This window comes from uncultured Endozoicomonas sp. (genome assembly GCF_947495845.1).
Classification (GTDB): Bacteria; Pseudomonadota; Gammaproteobacteria; order Pseudomonadales; family Endozoicomonadaceae; genus Endozoicomonas.
Window position 1 is genome coordinate 35,442 of record NZ_CANMAO010000004.1, and the last position, 18,716, is coordinate 54,157.

The 18,716-nt window shown below is 47.1% G+C and carries 15 protein-coding genes and 1 riboswitch; of the genes, 4 read left to right on the forward strand and 11 right to left on the reverse strand.

Features of this window, described 5'->3' with window-relative positions; all coding sequences use genetic code 11:
- Positions 1-29: 29 nt before the first annotated feature.
- The 8 genes from Q1B11_RS04425 to Q1B11_RS04460 form a co-directional block, all read right to left on the reverse strand.
- Complete coding sequence (locus tag Q1B11_RS04425; protein ID WP_299728212.1) at positions 30-3,941, reverse strand: PilC/PilY family type IV pilus protein; 3,912 nt, start codon at positions 3,939-3,941, stop codon at positions 30-32.
- Entirely contained in the window at positions 3,880-4,431 is a 552-nt protein-coding gene (locus Q1B11_RS04430; RefSeq protein ID WP_299728215.1) for a hypothetical protein, read from the reverse strand. Before Q1B11_RS04430 ends, Q1B11_RS04425 begins: the two co-directional genes overlap by 62 nt.
- Positions 4,428-5,426, reverse strand: a complete 999-nt coding sequence (locus Q1B11_RS04435; protein ID WP_299728218.1) for a PilW family protein — start codon at positions 5,424-5,426, stop codon at positions 4,428-4,430. The genes Q1B11_RS04430 and Q1B11_RS04435 overlap by 4 nt, the downstream gene beginning before the upstream one ends.
- A gap of 12 nt (positions 5,427-5,438) precedes the next feature.
- A complete protein-coding gene (gene pilV / locus Q1B11_RS04440; protein WP_299728221.1) occupies positions 5,439-6,002 on the reverse strand; it encodes a type IV pilus modification protein PilV in 564 nt (187 codons plus the stop codon).
- Between the two features lie 33 nt (positions 6,003-6,035).
- On the reverse strand, positions 6,036-6,515 hold the full coding sequence (locus Q1B11_RS04445; protein ID WP_299728224.1) for a GspH/FimT family pseudopilin: 480 nt from the start codon (positions 6,513-6,515) through the stop codon (positions 6,036-6,038).
- A 242-nt stretch (positions 6,516-6,757) separates the two neighbouring features.
- The gene (locus tag Q1B11_RS04450; RefSeq protein WP_299728227.1) at positions 6,758-7,321 is read right to left on the reverse strand and encodes a hypothetical protein; all 564 of its coding nucleotides are present in this window, start codon (positions 7,319-7,321) and stop codon (positions 6,758-6,760) included.
- 134 nt (positions 7,322-7,455) lie between these two features.
- The gene (locus tag Q1B11_RS04455) at positions 7,456-9,243 is read right to left on the reverse strand and encodes a sodium:solute symporter family protein (RefSeq protein ID WP_299728230.1); all 1,788 of its coding nucleotides are present in this window, start codon (positions 9,241-9,243) and stop codon (positions 7,456-7,458) included.
- A 1-nt stretch (position 9,244) separates the two neighbouring features.
- Complete coding sequence (locus Q1B11_RS04460; protein WP_299728233.1) at positions 9,245-9,511, reverse strand: DUF4212 domain-containing protein; 267 nt, start codon at positions 9,509-9,511, stop codon at positions 9,245-9,247.
- Positions 9,512-9,826: 315 nt separating this feature from the next.
- On the opposite strand from Q1B11_RS04460, the gene Q1B11_RS04465 reads away from it, so the two are divergent.
- A complete protein-coding gene (locus tag Q1B11_RS04465; protein WP_299728237.1) occupies positions 9,827-10,420 on the forward strand; it encodes a molecular chaperone TorD family protein in 594 nt (197 codons plus the stop codon).
- 272 nt (positions 10,421-10,692) lie between these two features.
- Positions 10,693-11,850, forward strand: a complete 1,158-nt coding sequence (locus Q1B11_RS04470; RefSeq protein WP_299728240.1) for a hypothetical protein — start codon at positions 10,693-10,695, stop codon at positions 11,848-11,850.
- Positions 11,851-11,871: 21 nt separating this feature from the next.
- Here Q1B11_RS04470 and Q1B11_RS04475 read toward each other — a convergent pair whose 3' ends face one another.
- Entirely contained in the window at positions 11,872-14,925 is a 3,054-nt protein-coding gene (locus Q1B11_RS04475; RefSeq protein ID WP_299728243.1) for an FAD-binding and (Fe-S)-binding domain-containing protein, read from the reverse strand.
- A gap of 398 nt (positions 14,926-15,323) precedes the next feature.
- On the opposite strand from Q1B11_RS04475, the gene Q1B11_RS04480 reads away from it, so the two are divergent.
- Complete coding sequence (locus Q1B11_RS04480; protein WP_299728246.1) at positions 15,324-15,650, forward strand: DOPA 4,5-dioxygenase family protein; 327 nt, start codon at positions 15,324-15,326, stop codon at positions 15,648-15,650.
- A gap of 15 nt (positions 15,651-15,665) precedes the next feature.
- Here the strand turns inward: Q1B11_RS04480 and Q1B11_RS04485 are convergent, their stop codons facing one another.
- Complete coding sequence (locus tag Q1B11_RS04485) at positions 15,666-16,814, reverse strand: ABC transporter substrate-binding protein (protein WP_299728249.1); 1,149 nt, start codon at positions 16,812-16,814, stop codon at positions 15,666-15,668.
- Between the two features lie 53 nt (positions 16,815-16,867).
- A riboswitch (guanidine-I (ykkC/yxkD leader) is annotated at positions 16,868-16,968 on the reverse strand.
- Positions 16,969-17,321: 353 nt separating this feature from the next.
- Positions 17,322-17,894: a DUF4202 domain-containing protein gene (locus Q1B11_RS04490; protein ID WP_299728252.1), complete on the reverse strand. Its 573-nt coding sequence runs from the start codon at positions 17,892-17,894 to the stop codon at positions 17,322-17,324.
- A 102-nt stretch (positions 17,895-17,996) separates the two neighbouring features.
- On the opposite strand from Q1B11_RS04490, the gene Q1B11_RS04495 reads away from it, so the two are divergent.
- Positions 17,997-18,671, forward strand: coding sequence for a hypothetical protein (locus Q1B11_RS04495; protein ID WP_299728256.1), 675 nt, complete (start codon positions 17,997-17,999; stop codon positions 18,669-18,671).
- Positions 18,672-18,716: the final 45 nt, after the last annotated feature.

Here is an 18,716-nt window from a genome sequence, read left to right on the forward strand (position 1 = left end):
GAGTTAAAGAGCCGCTTTATAGACTTGCCTTATTTTTCCTGTAACCAGCTATAGGTGCCTATGCCAATTTCAGATTCAAGATCAACACCACTCGGGATTGCAACAATTTTGTCGCCTATAGGGGCAAACACCTGCCCACCTGAGACACCCTGCAAGGATGATACAACACGGTCACCTTTGACAAGCGTTCCACCGCCTTTAACCGCTGATGCATCCTGAAGACTGACGAAGTAAGCTCTACTCGCGCCAGCACCAGGAGAGCAGGTATAGGATCCAGCTGGCTCCCAAGTAGTAAAGCTGATAACACCGGAAACAATTTCCGCTTTTGAAAAAGTTTTTTCTCCGTGGTGCATCCCACCCGCTGCTTCTTTAATGTCCATAAACCAACCTTTTCTACTATTAAGTAGACTGATTTCAGCAGCACTCGTTGTATTATCACCAGGCTCTTGGATCAGATTATCAGTGGTGTCATAGAGCATCGAGTCACTGGAATCATGGGTGATTGGTGCTGGTTCACACTGACCTCCATCAGTTGGTGATGTCTGGCTGCCTGCACAGGAGCCAAACTTAGTGTAATTTACATTAACATCCTTCAGCATATAGAACCGGTCAATAACTCCGTGTTTCCATGGTTTCGTACCATCCTCGTGATCTGTACCTTTATATACAGGATTTGCCCGATTACCACTTCCAACCACCACAGCATCAAATAACTGATCGCCATTCTTGGTATTGGCAACCGCCGGCTGATAGAAAAAGCGTCGGTCATTTGGATGATCGACACGACGGTAATTTTCACCATTCTTATCCAGCCCCAGCTTTGCCAGCGTTGAAACTGACCATACGGCACTTTCAGTATTATTACTGCCACCCTCAGAGCCGATATCAATCCGGAAAACATTACCGCCAGTATCTGCAACATAAAGCCGGTCATGTAAACCATCTCCATTGCTGTCCAGTGGTGCAGGAGATGCGGCAACACTCCACTCAAATCGACTATCCTGAATTTTGGCGACACCCTGAACATTACTCAGGGACGCATTGGGAGCCGTTATAGACTTAATCAGCGTGCCTTTACCGGCATCAATGACATAAATGCCTCGCCCCCGACTGGATGTAGATCTAGACCCAGTTCGGACATCGTCCTTACCTTGATCGGAAGATACATCGTCAGAGCCATCGTAACCGGCACCAAATGCAAGGGCGTACTTATACGTCGTGGTATTATTGTTTTCAGAACTAGGATCGGTGCGATGCCCAGGTATGACGACCGGCACCATTTTAGACCAGCTCTGTCCTAACTCTTCAAACCCTGGAGTCGAACTATCAATTCGCCACAGCAACTTTGGTGCAGAGTTCGGGTCCGTCACATCCATGCCATAATAGCTGGTACCCCCTCTTCGCATACCAAAGAACATCAGCATCCGATCACCGTCAGCTTTGATAATATTGCCATCGTTATTGGCATCAATTCGGATGGTAGTTATATGACCATCCAAGCCATAGACCCTATCATCCGTTGCTTCATTCTCGATGAGCCTGGGAATATTGCCTAATGACTCTTTGGCAAAGAACGCCCACTCTTCATTCACCTGGCCTGATGTACTGCTCAAGTCGTCTTTTAAAAAGTGGAGGACACCATGATTGGTTCCGAACACAACCCTGATGTTAGGATTATCGTCGCTATAGGTGTTACCGTCCGGGTCTGTATCCCCATAATTCAGTGTTACGGGCCGACTGTGTTGAATATCCCCTAAAACCCAATCTCGTGTTGCACTACCATTTAACGTTTTACCTTTTATCCAATTGACAATCTGATTCTTTGAATAGGTTGAAGGGCTATATCCAGCCACATTGAAAGCACTACCACCTGTTGTCAAATATCCTGAAAGCATAGCGCCCGAATTCAAAGAAACACTCTTAACACCCCAACCACCACTACCTCCATCCGAGGTTTTAAAGCTCGTATTCACAGTACGATTAAGGTTCTCAATAAACGACAACCTCTCTTGTTCCGTCGTCAGTTCAGACCAACCTGGCGTTGTTTTCGAAAATGACATTTTCCCTAACACTTTCACTTTTACAGAGCCATTGCCATTACCCTGTGTTTTCAGCTTCAGTGTTCGAACAGAGCCTGCATCATTAAATGCCCTGTAAACCCAAAAATCGTCACCAACTGAGTAATTACCCGAAAAATTAACCACACCTTGAGTCGTTGGATAACCATCAGCAATAAATGTATAGCCAAAACGGTTAATCAAGCCAGCACTGCCAATATCAAGATTATCAATACTGCCAAGCGCCTCACCGGTACTTGTTGGAAAATTGGTATAAATCGTTCTGCCACCACTGACAGCACCCTTCAACACATGTCCAAAACCACCTTCATGGATTTCATCATCATCGGTGCCACCCCAGAACGTATCCACCGTTTCTACCATGTTTGTCGAGGTAGTTGACATGGCTGAATTACAAAAGCGATCAACCAATGTTCCCGGTGTGAAGTTTTTGCTGGAGTTACGACAGCTATGGCCGGCTGGGTATGCTTCCCAACCTTTAAAAATACCCAGTTTTTTGAGATTACCTTTCCAGTCTGCATTATTTGATGCTTCAAACATGGCCAGATAGGTATAATCAAGAATCTCAGTTCGGCTGCTGGTGTTGACAGACACAGACGGGCTCACAAAACTGTTGGAACCTTCAAGGATTTTCTCAAGGGCTTTTTGCAACGCCTCACCCAGATTCGTCACGGGTTCACAGTCGACCGTGGAGCTTCCAGATGAGCTGGTTGTAAAACACTGGCCTTTACCCATAGAGGCAGTATCAGCAAGTAACTGAGTCGCTTGCCCAAAACCAATAGTGAATGTACGTGCTTCTTGATAACCAGTCGCTACACGACCATCAAGGCCTGCATTTTGGTCAGGTGGGTTAGCCATATATTTTGCCAGTCTCGGCATGCAGCTCTCTTCCATGTCTCCATCTACATACTCATAATCACCACAGGCAGAGCTATCGCCTGTCAGAGTCTTAATCGTATTATTGATGGAATCACCTTCCTCTTCTGGCTTACCACCGGTGATATATATCACATTGATGTTCTGACACTGCTGACGTATCGGGCTATCATACACTTGCCCCGGAGCCACATAGTTATCTGCATTATATATAATGGGTAATCCTGCAAGGTAACGGTATGTCTCATAATAGGCCGTGCAAATCTTGGCATCACCATTACTCTGGAAATTCAAACCTTCAGTTTGGATATTATTCCACCGGTTTTGCAGATCATTTTGACTATTTAGATTAGGGTGCTCTGCAATATAAATATCAGCTCCCGGAGTATTTAGCCTTGGTAGAATTGGCACTTCAACAACCGTTTGAGGAAAACTGGCTAATCCAAACTCCACAGCACTGTTGGCCGGATCGTTGATAAAGTTCATTATTTCTTCTTTGGCTATTTCCTTTCTTTGCCTTGCGCCCCAACGAAAATAGTTTACTGAACACTCCACCTCACCATTAGTCACTTTGCAGTCGTTATCCCTGTAATCCTTTCCAGTTGGGATTGGTACATATGTTTTCTTAGCATCATCACCTTGAAAGTCATCGTATGGGTCATAATGTCGCTCGTTAACGTTATATATATTCTGCGAGTTATAAGCCTGAGACGCTTGTTGCTCTGTAGGATCAAATTCATAAATAGCCAGAGTTTCCGACTCATCCGTTATGACCATCACCTGCAGTGGTAAACTGGAACCACTACCATCCCCAAAAAACATTTCAGTATCATCAGCAACCGACACTAAAGGAGTCAGAAAACACACTGCGACGCAGCATTTAAAAAATGAACGCATCATGCTCATACCGCCTACCATGATTGAATTAGACTCCGTTAGCATCAGAATCAACGGTGACACCCGTGCCTGATCCTTGTCCTGTATCACCACCCATCCAATAGGCTTTGTACATATCCTGAACCAGAGTGGTTGTTATGCCACTCTGAGTTCTAGATGCTCTTGTCTGAAAATAATCGCTACTGATTGAGTTGGCACCACTGGCGTTTTCATGTCGTTGGGAAGCAACGCCCAGTGCTCGCATTTCTATTTCTGGATATTCGCCATTTGCTGATTGAGCACACTCTCGGGCTGGCGCACCCGTGCCTGTCAGGCGTATATAGAAGGGATCAAAATCATCTTTATTCGGGCAATTATTTGGACGGAACAGAGTAGCACTTTCAATTAATCGAATAGTGGTTAAATCACCCTGAACCAGATTAAACGTCAGCGCTTTAGTTTCAGCATTGACCAGCATACGTGGTGACATTGTCGTTTGATTAACACTCACTGCCACAACGGTTGTTAGTAACAACAAAAAGAACAGTGCAGAAATCAACACAATTCCTTGCTCCCTCTGCCCTGAGTATTGACTGATCATTGCGTCTGCCCGTAGCTAAGATTGTAAAGAAATACGGTTTGAGTCAGTAATTTACGGCGTTTGTTTTTAACACTGTCTGCCGCTTTGTAGTTAACATCGCCTAACTGATAGACATTTTCATCGCTGTAACCTGGCTCTGTCCCAGTACTCACCAGTAGGTTAATTTCCAGGCTTCTCACTCGATTCCAATCGGAAGCACCCCAGCCATCTGTTGCGGCATTCAGACCTGTTAACTGGGTGACACCAGAATCACCATCGGGTGCCGTACCGACTCTTACTCTGAGCGCTTCAACATTGTCAGCTATTACCACAGGCGCCTGCAGGGCTCCATTTTTTAACTGAACCAGTGCTAACTGGTTACTGGTATTGATATAAAAAAGACTAAAGCCGTATTCCCGAATAACGCCTCTTTCAAAACCACTGGGTATCGCCAGACTACTCGAGCCCGTTTTAAAAATTTTACCGCTGACTGTGTTCGCTATAAGAAAGTTTCTGTTTTTGTACACATCCACGTTGTCTGCGTCGATCAGATCTGCACTGTCAATTTCAACACCAATGGCGCCCTTGACCAGTACCCAGTCAGCGGGGGTTTGGTAGGTGCCAGTGTATACTCCGGTTTTAGCATTAGCGGCAATACTGCAGTTGGTAATACTGCCATCATCACCTCGCCCTGCCAGTAAACCAACACTCATATTCAACGCAGAAGACAGGTTTGAGCAATCGTTAGTCACCGTTAGCCCTGTGACGGCCACATCACCAAGCGGCGCGCCATTCGCATACCCGGCAGAAGACAGATCACGAATAAGGAGAGTCATTGCGTTACGGGCATCATGCTCAAGAGCCACACTGCGGCTATCTGTCATTTGAATGGAAAAACTATTTATATAAATCGACGCCAGAACCCCCATTAACAACAATGCGAGGACCATGGAAATCATCAATTCAATCAGAGTCAGGCCTGACTGAAAGCACTTGCTACGCGTCCGGATATACACTTCCACTGCCTATTAACTGCCTATTGTCGTTGTTACTTCCAGAAGCCTGCGCAGATCGTTATCTGCGACCTGCGTGAAGTTTGCATTGTCTTTGCCACAGGTTTTTGCTGCTCTGTCCGTTGTTTCGGTTTGGGCTTGTTTACCTCGCCAGGCAATGGACAGAGTTACAGCATTATTAACCACCGTAATACAGCCAACAGGCGACACCAGACCACCAACGTTGACAGCATCATTACCCGAACCCTTCTTAACACTACTGCCTACCAAACTCTCCGCCCATTCTTGCAGATCGTAAGCAGCCATCTCAGCGGCAGTACAAGTACTGTCTGCTTGGCAATTTTTGCCGGCAAGAGTAATCGCGGTAATAGATGTATTGTGATAGTTAGAGAGCCCCTGCGGGTTCGCTGTCATGCGGCCAATCATGTCATTAACGAGACTCAAGGCAATACTGCGCTGTTGCACCTCATGAATTTGCTTGCGCGACTCAAATAAAAGTTTTGCCATGCCCATAAATGCGACGCCAACCAGCACCAAAGCCACCAGCACTTCAATTAAGGTAAAACCGTTTTTTTTCATTGATTCCACTCCCCCAAACCAGAACCCAATGGGCTACTGACGTGAAATACTGCCTCCGGATGCAACACTGACTGAAGATGTACTTGATGTCTTGCTGTGAGCCACCTGAAGAGTGACAGCACTGGTCACCAGCTGACCACGCTCTGTAAAAGTAATATCCGCACCACTACTGATCACTGTGCCACCCTCAAAGGCGGGTAGGCTTTTAATGGTTACTGTACCAATTTTCACCAACGCCCCGGTTGTCCATGTATTCTGAGGAGATACGGTTACAGAAGCTCCTCTGCTGATAGCTTCAGATCGGGCAAAATTCAGAATATTCACGATATCCTGCCCCTGAGAACGTACCCGGTTTGAAGCAATAGAAGACTGCATAGAAGGAAAAGCAATGGCCAGAAGAATGCCCAACACAACAATGGTGACCATCAGCTCAACAAGAGTAAAACCTTGCTGGCAGGAACCACGCCATGGCATCTTGCCAGCAGCTGGCTGCTTTATTACGGGCTTAATCATAACGTGTATACAACTGTGAGAAATTCGAATTCTTTACACGACGAATACTATGTAGATGAACTAGGAAGTACAACGAGTAACAGATAGAGGGTCATAAGAACGTGATGTTTGTCACGTAAACGATCTTGCTCTTATATCGAAAGATGATAAGTATAAGGATTCTTTGCCAGCAGGTACATAACTACTGACAAAGCATTAAAGAAGGGTTAAGGATCTCTACACAAACGACTACATACCAATAACTAATGGATCTGCATTTCCACAATCGTCCTCAATACTGCCATGACTGATATGGCTGACTCCTTGCCATCGACACCTAATGGCACAAACTGTGGCTGGTAAAGGCAGTTTAACGGCAGATCGAGAACTCGCTTCATATTGCTTTCTGTGACCTGATGGTTTTCAAACGTCAGATACAAGGCTTCCAGCCGTAAACCTCTTGCTGGCCCACCAAGTCGACAAAGTACTGCACTTGGCGTTAATCTCTGGATGCCTCCGGACACACTATCATCACTGAAATTTCGTCTTAGCTGTTGCAATCGCCCAAAGGTTTCCGATGATATTGAATCGACCTCCACTCCGTCTACGGTCACTTTAAATTGGCTATTTGACGCTCTATGATTTGGATTCACCTCTGTGCCATACACATTGATCACATGGTCAACCTGCTCATACTCACTCGCCTCATCATAAACATGGTCGTTGGTGATGTATTTCATACTCAGCAACAATGGCATATTCGTATCAAATGCGGTGGCTTGTTGCACAAACAACAACATCACGAAGGCTTGCAGCAGTTTCTTCATTGGTAGCTCTCTGTTTTCAGGGTTTACTGAACCATAGAGTCACTGCCTACTTAAAAGTTTCATTCTGTCAGTACTTCCGTAATAAAAAAGCCGCTCGAATGAGCGGCTTTAGTGCACTTTTGTACTTTTAAGGTTTATACCCGAGCAGTTTCTCCATTCGCCACAGGGTCTGAAGCCTGCCCGTCCTTCCGAGGAATACGGATGTTATCCACCATATCCTGAACTGCTTGAGGTGGTGCTTCAGTCACATGACAAACCACCATGGACACGGTGAAGTTGATCAGCATACCCAGCGTACCGATACCTTCTGGAGACACGCCAAACCACCACTCATCCGCCGTTCCACCGAGGAACTTAAAGTAGATGATGTAAGAAGCCGTGAATACCAGACCAGTCACCATACCAGCAATGGCACCTTCACGGTTCATCCGCTTGTAGAAGATACCCAGCAGGATCGCAGGGAAGAAGGATGATGCCGCCAAACCGAAGGCGAAGGCCACCACCGACGCCACAAACCCAGGCGGATAAATACCCGCCAGCCCTGCAATACCGATCGCAGCCGCCGCCGCCAATCTTGCAGCTAACAGCTCCTGCTTATCGGTGATACCGGGCATCAGGTTCCGCTTCAGCAAATCGTGGGAAATGGATGTAGAGATGACCAGCAACAAACCTGCTGCCGTGGACAATGCTGCAGCAAGGCCACCAGCTGCAACCAATGCAATCACCCAACCTGGCAGGTTAGCAATTTCAGGGTTGGCCAACACCATGATATCCCGGTCAACATAGAGCTCGTTGTTGTTGTCCGTCTGAGAGTTACTCAACAGACGCTCGCCACTTTGACCACGGGCATCAATAAACGACGGCTTACCATCAATAGGTTTACCAGGATGGTATTGAATCTTGCCATCGTCGTTTTTGTCCACCCAGGCCATCAAGCCGGAGTTCTCCCAGTTAGCAAACCAGTCCGGCAGGTTTTCGTATTCCGCTTCGGACACCGTATTCAATAGGTTAATACGGGCAAAGCTGGCAACCGCAGGTGCAGTGGTATACAGCACAGCGATAAACAACAGCGCATAACCGGCAGATTTACGAGCATCACGAACCGTTGGGGTTGTGAAGAAGCGAACAATAACGTGTGGCAAGCCAGCAGTGCCCACCATCAGCGCCATGGTAATAAAGAACACGTCAATGGTGGATTTTGAGCCATCCGTGTACTGGGCAAACCCGAGCTCCGTTGATAAGCCATTGAGTTTCTCCAGCACCGACATATCCGTGCCTTCCACCGTGCTACCAAAGCCCAGCTGTGGAATCGGGTTACCGGTAATCATCATGGAGATAAAGATGGCGGGCACCAAATAGGCAAAGATCATCACACAGTATTGAGCCACCTGCGTGTAAGTAATCCCTTTCATGCCGCCTAACACCGCATAGATGAAGACGATGCCCATGCCGATCATAACGCCGACATTGATATCCACTTCAAGATAACGGGAGAAGACAATACCCACGCCACGCATCTGCCCCGCCACGTAAGTGAAGGAGATAAAGATCACGCAGATAACCGCCACAACCCGAGCCAGCTGGCTGTAGTAACGTTCTGCCACAAAATCCGGCACGGTAAATTGTCCGAACTTACGCAGGTACGGTGCAAGACACATGGCAAGTAATACATAACCGCCCGTCCAGCCCATGAGATACATGGCGCCGTCACGCCCCATAAAGGAGATGATGCCTGCCATGGAAATAAACGACGCTGCCGACATCCAGTCCGCCGCGGTCGCCATTCCGTTAGCCACAGGGTGAACGCCACCACCGGCGACATAGTATTCTTTGGTGGTGCCCGCGCGGGACCAGATGGCAATGCCTATATAAAGCGCAAAGGATAAGCCCACAAAGAGGAAGATCAGTGTTTGAGTTTCCATATTACTCTTCCTCCTGGACGTTATATTTACGATCCAGCTTATTCATCATTCCGATATACACGAAAATCAGAGCAAGGAAGGTGTAGATGGAACCCTGCTGGGCAAACCAGAAACCAAGAGGGAATCCAAAGAAGGTAAACTGATCCAGATAATCCACAAACAAGATGCTGGCTCCGAAGGAGACAGCAAACCAGATGACCAGTAGAGACAACAGTATTCGTATGTTCTCCCGCCAGTAGGCGGCAGCTGCCCTTTTGTTATCGGACATAGGAGGTGCTCCTGACATTATTATTGTTATTAATGGAAGCCAACTTAAGGCTGTACGCCTTACGTACAATAACAAAAGGTCTGATCGGAGCATCTTAGACTTTAGGCTAATACGGTATTATACCCATCGCCTTTCAAGTTGCTACGTTGTTGCCTGCGTTCGCTCACCCCGATCACCTACTAATTGTAGGCTCACGGGGCTTCGCTCTCTTGTCGCCTAGTAGCAACTTGAAATCCAATGGGTACAGTCCATATACTCAATAGTCTGGGTGATGGCTATATTGTGTAGCAACTCCATATATCAGGAAGTACAAACTTGTCCGCTATCGCACTACTCCCCCGTATTTTGGGCACCCTTTTCTATTATTCACCGACATCTGAAGAAGCCAGCGCCTCGATGGAACAGCTGGATCAACTGCCAGAGCTGCTGGATTGGTCTACCCCTGCCATTATTCTGGAAGCCACAGACCACCTCTGCGGATACAGCCCTGAAGAACTATCAATGCCTTTTTCCATCCTTTTTGAAGGCCAGGGGCCAATGGCTGCGCCGCCTTGGGGATCTATTTATCTGGATAAGGAAAATCTACTGCTGGGTGAAACCACGCTGGCTTACAGGCAGTTCCTGACCACCCATAAAGTGGAGCTGGATACCAAGCTGAATGAACCGGAAGACCAGTTTGGCCTGATGATTCTGGCTATGGCGTACTTTATGGAAGCGGAAAATGATGAGGCCGTTGAAGTATTGCTATCGGATCACCTGATTCCCTGGGCGAGCCGTTATCTGGAACTATTGGCTAATGCCGATGAGAGTGGTTTTTATAGTAGTCTGTCCATTATTGCTGGTGAGTTTCTAAGTGAAGCCACCGAGGCCTATGAGGTTGCACCAAAGGCTCGTGATTTATATCGCTGAGCTATCATCCATAAAGGATTAAGGATGCAGTGAAATCAGCGATATAGCTATTTGGAATCTTCGACACAAGGATGTGACTAATGCCAATTCAGCCAGGAAACCGGCAAATTCAATCTTCAGCAAACAAACCTGTAGAGTCAGTTGGAGCCACCAGTGTCAATCAACATTCTCCACTGCAGAAGTTTTCACGATGGCTTGTTTCCAAAATACCATTCTCGAGTTTTCAAAAACAGCCAGAAGGCCCCGGGAAGGCTAAGCCCACCGAGACTCCATTGATTGATCGCGCCAGTATTCCTTTTGCGAGCGAGAGTGATTCTGAAGCGATTAAAATTCTTTACGATTTTGCCCATGAAACAATGAGCACTTCTCAGCTTGTTGAGTGGTGGCAAGAGGAGTCCACGTCCGCAGGAGGTGAGCTCGTTTTATATAACTCACTCCTGAAAACCATAACCAAACTGGAAAATAAACCTGATAACTTATTCGAAGAAGGATCTCCAAAGGAAGCTGAAACGAAGAATGACATCCAGAACCACCGGAAATCCATTTACGCCATCTTCGCCCCTCTGGATAAGGCAGACCTACCTGACCTTGCAGAGTTTAACCCCGACATAGCTATGGCAAGAGAGAACTATATGAAATCAGTCATCTCTACTGCTAAGGAAGTGGTTACTTATTTTAATCATGCTCAGAGTTCATCCAATCAATTGCGAGATGAATTAAATAGCTTAATAAAAGCGTCTAAAAACAGTTTCAAACAATTTTCTGAAATCGCTGATAACGCCAAATTCAAAGAGCTGCTCAACAACACATTGAATGAGCTGTCCTCCAAAATCAAAAAATCAGGCCGAGAACCCTATGTTTACGATGAGTTATCGCTCATGGTAAAGCGTTACTACACCTGCTCTAACTTCAACTTCAATGAAAGTCATATCCACCTTCTGCAACCGCTAAAAGAAGCTGTTGTCTCTCATTTCCGGTTACATGATCTTGCCGCTTATCTGTCGACGCCATATATCAAAGCCAGCTTAGAGGGTACATCTCAGACCAGCGCTTTCGTCAACAGAAATGAAGCTGCCATAAAAGAAGCTTTCAATGCACGACAAGATTGGGTTTTGGAAATAGAAAATGCAAACCATGAAGAGATTAAGCGCATTATCGGGCGAGCTCAAGCATTAAGAGCTGACCTGAAAGATCTGCAGGTAAATGCAAGTATTATTAAGAGCTACCTTAAAAAACCAGTGGAAAGGCAACAATGGAAAAGCATTCTACAAGATATCAAGAAGCTTGATCGTGATAAAAGCAAAAGAATAGACCATCTTCACGTCAGCTTACTAACGCTATCTGTAAAAGAAAGACTCAGTCGTTTGACGCTGCCTGATGAACCATGGATTAAGAACTGGCCCTCTAAATACACAACGTATTTCAAGTAACCAGCTCCTATCCTGACAGCACTATCTCAAAGCCTGAAGAATCACTTGCACAGGATGCAGAATTTTACCATCACCATAGCGCTTCACCTGACTCCGGCAGGAATAGCCGGTTGCCACAACCTTTCCCTGATTTTCAGGGTTTTGCACCACCGCTTTCCAGCTTAAATCGTACAACTTACGGGACACTTCCTGATTACGGCTTTCATGCCCATAAATACCCGCCATGCCGCAACAGCCGGTTGGCTTGTATGTCAGTTTCATACCCAGATCCGTGAACAACTGCTGCCATTGCGCCGGAGCAGCGGGAACATTACTGATTTCGGTGCAATGCCCCAGCAAGGTAAAGCCCGAATCATCGTCAGTGGCAAGGTTCAGATTCAGCTTGCGCAACGGCTCCGATTGACTGGCAAACCACTCCGGCATCAACAACACGTCAGGTGCCGCTTCACCCATCACTTCTTTGTATTCATCTCGATACGTTAGAGTCACGGCGGCATCAATCCCCATCAAGCTGATGCCACTGTCTGCCAGAGCCTTTAACTCCTCGCCATTGGTTTTGGCCACCTTTTCGAAACGACCAAGAAAACCATAGACGTGTAACACCTTGCCATTGGGCTTGTAGGGGGCAACCAATGGACGATAGCCAAGCCGAATCAGCAGCTCCACAAGATCCGTTAACAGTGGCGTATCAAAAAAGCTGGTAAAGGCATCCTGAATAATCACCACGGTTTTGTCCCGTTCACCAGCAGGTATGGCATCCAACAATGAGCGGCTGGCAATGGACGCACCGGCACGACACATATCACGCTCCGGCGATGTGCTGGTAATGGCTGGAATCTCCTGCAAACCCACAGTTTTCGACGCGACGGCATTAGTGAGCGACCAACCCATGATCAGGTTATAAGCCGGTTTCATTTTGGCCAGTATCGGCAGCATGGGTTCCAATAAACCAGCAACGTGATGCTTCAACGGCCTTGGGTAACGCCCATGATAAAGCTCAAAATAACGGGAACGAAGATCCGGTACATTCACCTGAATGGGGCATTGCCCGGCACAGGATTTACAACTCATGCAGTTATCCAGTGCGCCATAAACATCGTGACTGAAGTCGTCTTCGCCGCGCCATTTATTCACCAGATTGATGAGTTTCTGACCACTGTTGTATAACGCGCCGCCATGACGAATGTTTTGGCTTTCAGCAGAAATATCAGCGCCTGCGGCCGTTTGAAGCCTCAACCATTCCCGCACCAAACCCGAACGCCCTTTAGGCGATTGAGTTCGATCCAAGGTCGCCTTCCAGGTCGGGCACATGGCACTGTTTGGGCTGTAGTTAAAACAAGCACCGTTGCCGTTGCAATAAAGGCCGCTGGTAAAGGCTTCAAAGGCATTTCTGCCAATCTCCCGATCCTGCTGGCCACGGGTAGGCACTTCATCAATTTTCAGTAATTCAACGGGTTCAGGCAATGTGGCTGGCGTTGCAATCTTCCCGGGATTCAACTGGTTATGCGGATCAAAGACGCCTTTAATGTCTTGCAACACGGGATAAAGATCCGCAAAAAACGCCGGCGCATACTCCGAACGAACCCCTTTGCCATGTTCGCCCCACAACACACCACCATGGCTTTTCGCCAGAGCCGCGACATCATCGCTGATTAAACGAACCAGTTTCTCCTGATCCGGATCTTTCATATCAATGGCTGGGCGAACATGAAGCACACCGGCATCCACATGGCCGAACATGCCATAGGTGAGATTGTGTTCATCTAACAGCGCTCTAAAAGCGAGAATAAAGTCTGCAAGGTTTTCCGGCGGAACAGCAACGTCTTCTACAAAAGGTATTGGCCGGGCGTCGCCTTCCATATTGCCCAGCAAGCCAACCGCTTGCTTGCGCATATTCCAGATTTTTTTAACATTGCCAGTGCCCATCACCACCTGGCTGCCAACACGACCCGCCTCGACAGGCTTTGCCAACTCGGCATTCAGACGATCAATGCCCTGCTGCACTTCAGCTTCGCTATCGCCGGTAAATTCAACAAAATTGATACCGTCGATCTCGTCACTTTGCTGTGGAAAGAAATCTTTCACGCTTTCCCAAACGCTGTCGGCGCGAGCCAAACCCAGAACCCGCGAATCAATGGTTTCTATGGAACCCGGCTCAGCCGCCATTAATGACTGAGCATCCCGCAGCGAATCCTGAAAGCTTTTATAGAAAACCAGAACCAACGCTGATTGTTTGGGAATAGGCAACAGATTCACTTTCACTTCACTGACTATGGCCAGCGTGCCTTCAGAGCCACAGAGAATGGCATTCATATCCAGCTGGTTATCTTTGTTGCGGATATTGGCAAGATCGTAGCCGGTGAGATTCCGGTTCAAATGGGGAAAGACTTCAGACACCCGCTCTTTATGTTGTTCATGGGTGTTTTTTAGCGTTCTGTAAACCTCACCGATTCGATCGTCACGTTGGCAAAGCTCATTCAACACATCGTCGTTCACTGGCGCAGAATTCCAGACCGTGCCATCCGCCAGAACAGACGTTAATTCGAGAACATGGTGTCGTGTTTTGCCATAAACCACCGAACCCTGACCACTGGCATCGGTGTTTACCATACCGCCGACGGTCGCCCGGTTACTGGTGGAGAGTTCCGGCGCAAAGAACAAACCTTCCTTTGCCGCCAGCTCGTTCAGGTAATCTTTCACCGCGCCGGATTCAACCCGTGCCCAACGCTCTTCCACATTAATTTCCAGCACCCGGTTCATGTAACGACTGGTGTCCACCATAAAACCGGACGTCAGTGACTGACCATTGGTGCCGGTACCGCCACCACGGGGAGAAACAACCACCTGTTGAAAGTCAGTACGATGGGCGAGGGTGAGAATTTTGCTGATATCTTCGGTACTGCGGGGATACAACACACCTTCTGGCAGCACCTGATAAATGGAGTTATCCGTTGCCAGCACCATCCGCTCGGCATAGCCCAGCTCGATATCACCAGAAAAGCCTGAAGAATCAAGCGCTTCGGCAAAGAGACGGTAGTGATTATTAGTTGTTTTCTGGCTCAGCCTGCTGATCACAGCGCACTCCCCATCAGTGTTGGCCCATCTGTCCCGGCAGGTATTGTACGTAAAGCGCTGCCATCAGGGAACAAAGTCACAAAGGATCTCAGGAAATAACTCTACTGCTGACTTTTTTAGTCCGACCATGACTTATACCAATTCTGTTTTTAAATTACGGGCTGCACAGCCATTTTGGTCGACTGGATCTGCGTTGAAGTTCCTCGCCATAGCTACTGCTATGACTCGTCTCTTCGCCTTTATGCCCTGTGGGTATTGCCCAGTCGGCCAAAATAACTTGCTCACTCCACAATTTAAAAACGCCATTGGTATTATGGACGCCCGAACCAAAATGGAACAATATCCGCAACAATAAGTCCAACAACTAGAAAGCACACCAAATCTGAAAGGAACAGCCCATGCCTGCAATTCACGGTTATCATGCTCACATCTACTTCGATGTTAAGGAGGCTGAAAAAGCAGAAACACTGTGTAAAGCAGCGGGAGAAAAGTTTCCGCTTCGGGTAGGAATAATGCACTTACAACCGGTAGGGCCGCACCCAAGAGGAAGCTGCCAACTGGCTTTTAAAAACTCACTCATGGGCGATATGCTTCCCTGGCTGATTGAGAACAGAAATGGGCTGACTATTCTGCTTCACACACTTACCGGCGATGATTATTTGGATCATACCGATAATGCTTTCTGGCTGGGAACAGCCGAACCCTTAAATCTGGACGGCTTATAGCACTAACCAAATTATTTACTGAGCCAGCGCCATCTCATCGTAGCTCCACTGGGCAGACTGCATGGGATAGTTGCCACCAATCAACCCTAAATCCTGATACGCACTCTGAATACGGGCTGTCAGGTTGGGCAGATTGTGCTGGTAATCCTCACTCTGCAAGAACTGGCGGTTAGCAGCTAGATCGACGAACTCAGCATCCAGAATCAGTTCCTCCATAGGTCCCAGCGCAGTTTTATCATCCAGCAAATATTCAGCTGCTTTGGTCAACAGCTGCACCCGTTGCTTGGTGTTCAACTGATCCATAACGGCTAGCATCTGGCGTTGGCCTTCCATTAATGCAGCGACTAACTTTTTAACCTGCCCGCGGTTACTGTCAAAATAATCACTTCTCACCACATAAACATCAGCAATAATGCGTTTGAAGAACATGGTTGAGGTAATCAATCGAGCCCCTTCCACCGAACCATCACTGCCAGAGCCAATGCTGCGATTCGACGTTAACACCAGCGCATCCGGAAGTACCATAAAGGCCGCATCCACATCGGTGTTGAGAAATGAGGCGGCCGGCGCATTATCACTTAAGGTGAGATCTGGCTGCCAATCGAGAGTCACTTCATCCACGCCGATTTTCTGATCCTGCAGCATGGTAGTGAGAAAATCCACATGAGGGCCATAGGCCTGAAGTGAAATGGTTTTCCCGCGAAGGTATTTGGTATGACCAATACCCTTTTTTGCAACAAGACCGTCGCCGCCTTTTGACCAGGTCATCTGATAAATAACGACAGGTTTCGTACGCTCATCTTTCGACAATAACTCAATAGCCTGATTACACATGCCAACGGTGCAACGGAGGAAAGGCGTTTCACCGGAAAGATATTCTCGTAACTGTTGTTTAAAATCATCCTGACGAACCAGATTGACATCCAACCCCGCCTGATCAAAAAGACTGCCCTTTTGAGTTCTGGTGCTCAAACCATTGGTGAAGATCGTAGCGGTATCACCGCCCCAGGTAATCATGGGCAGCTTAATGGTGCTGGACTCTTTCACCGGGCCAACCGGCGTTGTAATGACCTCACTCAAAGGCTCGAAGGCAGCAAACGCCCGAAAGGAAAATCCAAACAGGATCAGAAGAAACAGAAAGGGTTTGTACAGCTTATTATTCATATTTATAGCCAGTCAGGTTGCACGCTACGGGATGGAGTTTGCACACGCAGTCAATCTCCCGGGCTTTTATCCCTCCGTGTAACCTCGCCAGACAGCCAGGTCGATAACTCTCGGACCTGACGCCAATATGACCGGAACCCTAGTTATCTATTTCTGGTGACTACACCACCGCAGCAAATTGTGTCATCAACACATTACCTTAAGTAGTTGACCAAATGAGATCATATTGTCTGACTAAGTAGACAGTCACTCTGCAGCGTTGCAGCTTCGGTCACATAGCTACGGCTATGCTCCCTACGCTACGCCTTGCATAGCAACTATCCACTCAGCCAGAAATATTCGATTTCATTTGCACAACTACTTAACGCGTTTATCTCCCTCTAAACTCGGCAAATGACTTATATCCTTTTCAGCTCGCCATTATTCACAGGAAAAATGTCGATGTAAAGGCGAGAGTCACTGCCTGCAATCGTCGCCTATACCAATAAAAGAGACCTTTACTGTTTTTTACTCCGCTGAAAGAGCTTCCTGCAGCAGGCTCAACTCATGCTCACTAAAAGGCAGTTCCAATGCCATTGCCTGTGCGGCTTCTGACATTTTTTTCCACGTCTTCTGGACAATGGCAATAATCTTTTCCTTATCATGCTTTGCAGCAAAGCTGGAAAAATCCTGAGTCAAAAATACCAGGCAGGCGCAGTCTTCCAGAGCCTGAACTTCCGGGTTTCGTTTAATGCCCTGCTTGCGAATAATCGTCGATGCTGCTTTACAACTGTCTTCTGAATACCCTTGTGCTGCCATAACCTCGAGGGCTTTTTGTGCATGGTATTTTCCCAGCTCCGTGCGCCATTGCAGATAGCCTGTTCTGCCCAGCGGATAATCCGAACGAGGAATATCCCAACGACATAAATGCTGACTGCGCACCGCTATTTGTAATTCCTCTGATGCGTCCGGCACCAACTTCTGCAGCCATTGTGTCATCTGCTGCGCATAGATCAATTCAGCGGCAGCGCCATCCACCTTTTTTGGGTCTTGGTGATGCAACTGGTCAATAGCGGCCAATGTGTCTGTAATTCGTGCCATATAGCAATTTCCGCATAATATTGTCGTTATGCTGAACGTTTTACTTGATTTACACCGCTATTTCGACTGGTATTTAACATCAATTTTGTTGCCGCAGATCCCATGAAAACAACAACAGCCTCTAAAACAGCCATGGTTATTGGAGCCACCGGAGCCACCGGCCAAGCATTGATGAGTCTTTTACTGAACAGTGATAAGTTTAATAATGTCATCGTCGTACATTATCGACCAACGCCATGGCACAACCACCCACAAGTCAACGAAATAGTTATGGACTTTGATCAGCTAGAGACGATGGAAGCAGGTACTGAAGTTGATACTGTTTTCTGTTGCATCGGTACCACCATCAAAAAGGCGGGTTCAAAAAGCGCATTCGTAAAAGTGGATCACGATTACGTTCTGGCTTTGGGACGCTGGGCGGTTAAACATGGCAACATCGCCTTTCACTTAATTAGCGCACAGGGCGCTAACAAGAAATCCATGGCATTCTATATGAAGGTGAAAGGGGACGTTGAGGATAGCCTCAAAACGCTCAACCTTAATTCACTTTGTATTTATCATCCCTCATTGCTTCACGGTAAACGGGATGAATTTCGCTTAATGGAATCCATCAGCTTTCCTATTCTAGAGCTACTGGGCAAAATTCCATTTTCACTGTTTCGTATGCTACGTCCGACAAGAATAGAAGCTCTTGCGAATCTAATGTACCTGCGATCTCTTAAAGAGCCTTCAGGTACAAACTATTTTTTCCCTGATGATATTGCGACTTGCGAATAAAAAAACGGATGGTAAGAGCATTAAAAACACCATCCGTTATTTATC

Bases quoted from the DNA above. Each gene is read 5' to 3' on its own strand.
- Q1B11_RS04430 (WP_299728215.1), bottom strand. From the start codon at position 4,431: ATGATCAGTCAATACTCAGGGCAGAGGGAGCAAGGAATTGTGTTGATT.
- Q1B11_RS04445 (WP_299728224.1), bottom strand. From the start codon at position 6,515: ATGATTAAGCCCGTAATAAAGCAGCCAGCTGCTGGCAAGATGCCATGG.
- Q1B11_RS04485 (WP_299728249.1), bottom strand. From the start codon at position 16,814: ATGAATAATAAGCTGTACAAACCCTTTCTGTTTCTTCTGATCCTGTTT.
- Q1B11_RS04490 (WP_299728252.1), bottom strand. From the start codon at position 17,894: ATGGCACGAATTACAGACACATTGGCCGCTATTGACCAGTTGCATCAC.
- Q1B11_RS04450 (WP_299728227.1), bottom strand. From the start codon at position 7,321: ATGAAGAAACTGCTGCAAGCCTTCGTGATGTTGTTGTTTGTGCAACAA.
- Q1B11_RS04460 (WP_299728233.1), bottom strand. From the start codon at position 9,511: ATGTCCGATAACAAAAGGGCAGCTGCCGCCTACTGGCGGGAGAACATA.
- pilV (WP_299728221.1), bottom strand. From the start codon at position 6,002: ATGAAAAAAAACGGTTTTACCTTAATTGAAGTGCTGGTGGCTTTGGTG.
- Q1B11_RS04480 (WP_299728246.1), top strand. From the start codon at position 15,324: ATGCCTGCAATTCACGGTTATCATGCTCACATCTACTTCGATGTTAAG.
- Q1B11_RS04455 (WP_299728230.1), bottom strand. From the start codon at position 9,243: ATGGAAACTCAAACACTGATCTTCCTCTTTGTGGGCTTATCCTTTGCG.
- Q1B11_RS04495 (WP_299728256.1), top strand. From the start codon at position 17,997: ATGAAAACAACAACAGCCTCTAAAACAGCCATGGTTATTGGAGCCACC.